5 protein-coding genes are annotated in these 2,736 nt (G+C 70.3%); 3 read left to right on the top strand and 2 right to left on the bottom strand.

All coding sequences use genetic code 11. From position 1 onward, the window contains the following. Positions 1 to 54: 54 nt before the first annotated feature. On the bottom strand, positions 55 to 807 hold the full coding sequence (locus N864_RS21185; RefSeq protein WP_051518893.1) for a hypothetical protein: 753 nt from the start codon (positions 805 to 807) through the stop codon (positions 55 to 57). Between the two features lie 191 nt (positions 808 to 998). Between N864_RS21185 and N864_RS21180 the strand changes: the two genes are divergently transcribed. Genes N864_RS21180 through N864_RS25555 form a run of 3 tightly spaced genes read left to right on the top strand, consistent with a single transcriptional unit; the run spans position 999 to position 2,193 of the window. Next, positions 999 to 1,232, top strand: a complete 234-nt coding sequence (locus N864_RS21180; protein WP_034722069.1) for a hypothetical protein — start codon at positions 999 to 1,001, stop codon at positions 1,230 to 1,232. Continuing rightward, positions 1,229 to 1,957, top strand: coding sequence for a sigma-70 family RNA polymerase sigma factor (locus N864_RS21175; RefSeq protein ID WP_081794105.1), 729 nt, complete (start codon positions 1,229 to 1,231; stop codon positions 1,955 to 1,957). The genes N864_RS21180 and N864_RS21175 overlap by 4 nt, the downstream gene beginning before the upstream one ends. Beyond that, a complete protein-coding gene (locus N864_RS25555; RefSeq protein ID WP_034722067.1) occupies positions 1,954 to 2,193 on the top strand; it encodes an anti-sigma factor in 240 nt (79 codons plus the stop codon). Before N864_RS21175 ends, N864_RS25555 begins: the two co-directional genes overlap by 4 nt. Here N864_RS25555 and N864_RS21165 read toward each other — a convergent pair whose 3' ends face one another. Then, on the bottom strand, positions 2,194 to 2,643 hold the full coding sequence (locus N864_RS21165) for a TIGR03668 family PPOX class F420-dependent oxidoreductase (RefSeq protein ID WP_240474439.1): 450 nt from the start codon (positions 2,641 to 2,643) through the stop codon (positions 2,194 to 2,196). Between the last annotated feature and the right edge of the window lie 93 nt (positions 2,644 to 2,736).

Genomic DNA, 2,736 nt, shown 5'->3' with positions numbered 1-2,736 from the left:
GTTGCCGCCCGTCGAGTGAGCGCGAACTCCGCCGGGCGGCCACCGGAACGAAGGTCAGTGGAAGCTGCCGGGGAAGGCGCCGATGATGCCGCCGCTCAGCATGTCGGCCATCTGCAGGATGTGGGCGTGCACCGCCTCGTAGTCCGCCACGCTCGCGGTGTAGTCGCCGCCCAGCTCGTGCGCGGCCTCGGCGAGGGTCTGGTCCAGGTGCACGCGCATGTCGTCCCGCATCACCGAGTCCGGCCAGAACCTCGGGTTCGCCTTTGCGAGGAAGTCGGCGATGTCATTGGCGTTGGCGTACCAGCGGTCCTTCGCGTCCGCGAAGGATGCCGTATCGCCAGCCTTGGCGGCATGCAGCAGCTCGACGGCGATGGTGATGTGGTCGTGGAGCAAGGCGGTGAGCCGGTTGCCGGCGGCTGTGCCATAGAAGGGAACGATCGCGTCGCCTATGTCAGCCTGGTTCTGCAGGAGCCGGGTCGCCGTGGCCGGGAAGCTGGCTGACTCGTCCGCGAACGCCACGATCGCCAGCCGGGTCCACGTCACATGGTCCTCCCATAGCTTGCGCATCTCGTCGTGGAAGGCCTGCTGCGCCGGGGTCCGTGGGACCACCGCATGGCTGTGCGTGAGCGCGATCGGTTGCGCCGCCTCGGCGCCAGCGCGCGGCAGCGTCCACGTCAGGAAGGCGCTGAGGAGGGCCACGAGCACGAGGGGGAGCACCGTGCCGAGCCGCCTTGACGGGAGTGTCGGCTCGAGCTGCCCTGGGGCGGGTGTCGGCGCGAAGGGCAGCGGGCGTCGGTTGGCGGTCATGATGGTCCTTCCGGAATCGGCGAAGTGTTGACGGATGGGCCGGTCAGTCCCGAGACTGGATGCGCCATCAGGACCGGATCCGGGGGGAAGAGGCTGATGTGTGCTTGGTGTCGTCGAAACGAAACCTCTTACCGCGCAACCCGCTTCGGCCTGCCGGTAAGACCGTCGCGGCATGTCGACACCAATCCGGCATGACCACCAAATTCGTTCACGAACACCCCGAGTGCCGCTCCACCGGCCCGCCCGTCGACGTGACCACCTGGCGCCGGTGCCGGCTCATCGAGGTCGGCTTCGCGCCGGACCTCGCCGACGCAGTGGCGCGCGACCAAAGGATCGACCTGCACGCCCTTCTCGGCCTCGTCGACCGCGGCTGCCCGCCGGCGCTGGCCCTCCGCATCCTCGCGCCGGTCGAGTCGTCGGCATGAGCGCCCGAGGCCCCGAGCCGGTCTCCGTCGCGCTTGCCGCGGGCACCACCAGTGGCGCCACCACGAGCGACCCGGACAGCTCGACCACCAGCATCTCGGGCCGGGCCGGGTCACTCGACCGCGACTGGCTCGGCGAGCTCACCTCGTCAGGTGCCGCGCGTGAGACGGCCCTACGCGACCTCCACGTCCTGCTCGTCAAGGCAGCCCGACACCAGGTGGCCCGGATGCGCGGCCTGTTGCCCCGTCTCGGTGCCGTCGAGGCCGATGAACTGGCGAACGCCGCGGCCGACGAGGCGCTCGTCCACCTCCTCGGCCGGCTGTCCACCTTCGAGGGACGCGCCCGGTTCACGACCTGGGCCTACAAGTTCGCGATCCTCCAGACCGCCAACGAGGTCCGGCGCCGGGCCTGGGCCTCGACCGAGATCGCGCTGTCCGATCACCTGGACCTCGCCGTTGAGGTCGACGGACCGGAGTCGCGGGCCGAGGCCAACGAGCTCGCACACGCCGTCGCCGCCGCCATGACGGAGGCCCTCACGACCTATCAGCGCCGGATCGCCATTGCTCTGCTCGTCGAGGGGGTGCCGGTGGACGTCCTCGCCGAGCGCCTCGGGACGACCCGTGGGGCGCTCTACAAGACGTTGCACGTGGCGCGCTCCCGGATCCGCGCCCACCTCGTCGCGGCCGGTCACCTGCCGGCCGGGATCCCCTTCGGAGGCACAGCATGACTTCACACCAGGGCCGCCTGTCCAGGGACGTCGTCGAGTCGCTCACTCTCGACACCGAGCCCTGGCTGTCCTGTGAGGAGTGCTTCGACCTGATGGACTCCTACGCCGAGGCGGTCGTCGCCGGCACCGAGCCACGCCGGCGGCACGACATGGAGGTACATCTTCGAGCCTGTCCCGCCTGCTTCCAGGAGGTCGAGTCGCTCGTCGCCCTCCTCCAGCAGGACAGCGCCGACTGATCAGCCGCGCCAGGAGCGCCACGAGTGCGCTTCGATCCACACGAGCGGCCCCGGCGGTGGCTCCCGCTGATACCGCTCGTACTTGCCAACCAAGGCCCGCAACCCCGGCTCCGCGTCGTCGTCGTCGAGTTGACGCACGGTGGCGCGGCCGTCGAGGCGCACCCACCAGAGGCGCGACCAGTCCCGCTCGTAATGGTCGACGAGGAGGCTGACCTCCGGGTGCGCCTCGATGTTGCGCAGCCGCTGCAGCCGCCGAGTGGTCTTCGGCTTGCCGTCGACCGCCGTCCACACGTCGTTCCCGACGAGCGCGAACACGATCGGCACGACGTGCGGCCGCCCGTCCGGCCGCACGGTCGCAAGCCGCGCGACCGGCGCCGCTGCGAAGCGTTCGCGGTCCTCGGGTGTCATCCCCCCACGGTAGGTGTCGTATGCCGCTGAGCTCAGCACCATACGGCCCCTCCCTGTCGTGGGCGGCCGGCTGACGCCATCGGTGACGGCCGGAGTTCGCGCTCTCTCGACGGGTCACAACCGGAGTTTGCGCTC

The sequence above is a fragment of the Intrasporangium chromatireducens Q5-1 genome (genome assembly GCF_000576575.1).
GTDB lineage: Bacteria > Actinomycetota > Actinomycetes > Actinomycetales > Dermatophilaceae > Intrasporangium_A > Intrasporangium_A chromatireducens.
The sequence above is the reverse complement of the archived record's forward strand: the minus strand, read 5'-3'. Positions and strand labels throughout refer to the sequence as shown.

Excerpts from the sequence above, each read along its gene's own strand:
- N864_RS21185 (WP_051518893.1), bottom strand. The coding sequence starts at position 807 with ATGACCGCCAACCGACGCCCGCTGCCCTTCGCGCCGACACCCGCCCCA.
- N864_RS21180 (WP_034722069.1), top strand. The coding sequence starts at position 999 with ATGACCACCAAATTCGTTCACGAACACCCCGAGTGCCGCTCCACCGGC.
- N864_RS21175 (WP_081794105.1), top strand. The coding sequence starts at position 1,229 with ATGAGCGCCCGAGGCCCCGAGCCGGTCTCCGTCGCGCTTGCCGCGGGC.
- N864_RS25555 (WP_034722067.1), top strand. The coding sequence starts at position 1,954 with ATGACTTCACACCAGGGCCGCCTGTCCAGGGACGTCGTCGAGTCGCTC.
- N864_RS21165 (WP_240474439.1), bottom strand. The coding sequence starts at position 2,643 with ATGGTGCTGAGCTCAGCGGCATACGACACCTACCGTGGGGGGATGACA.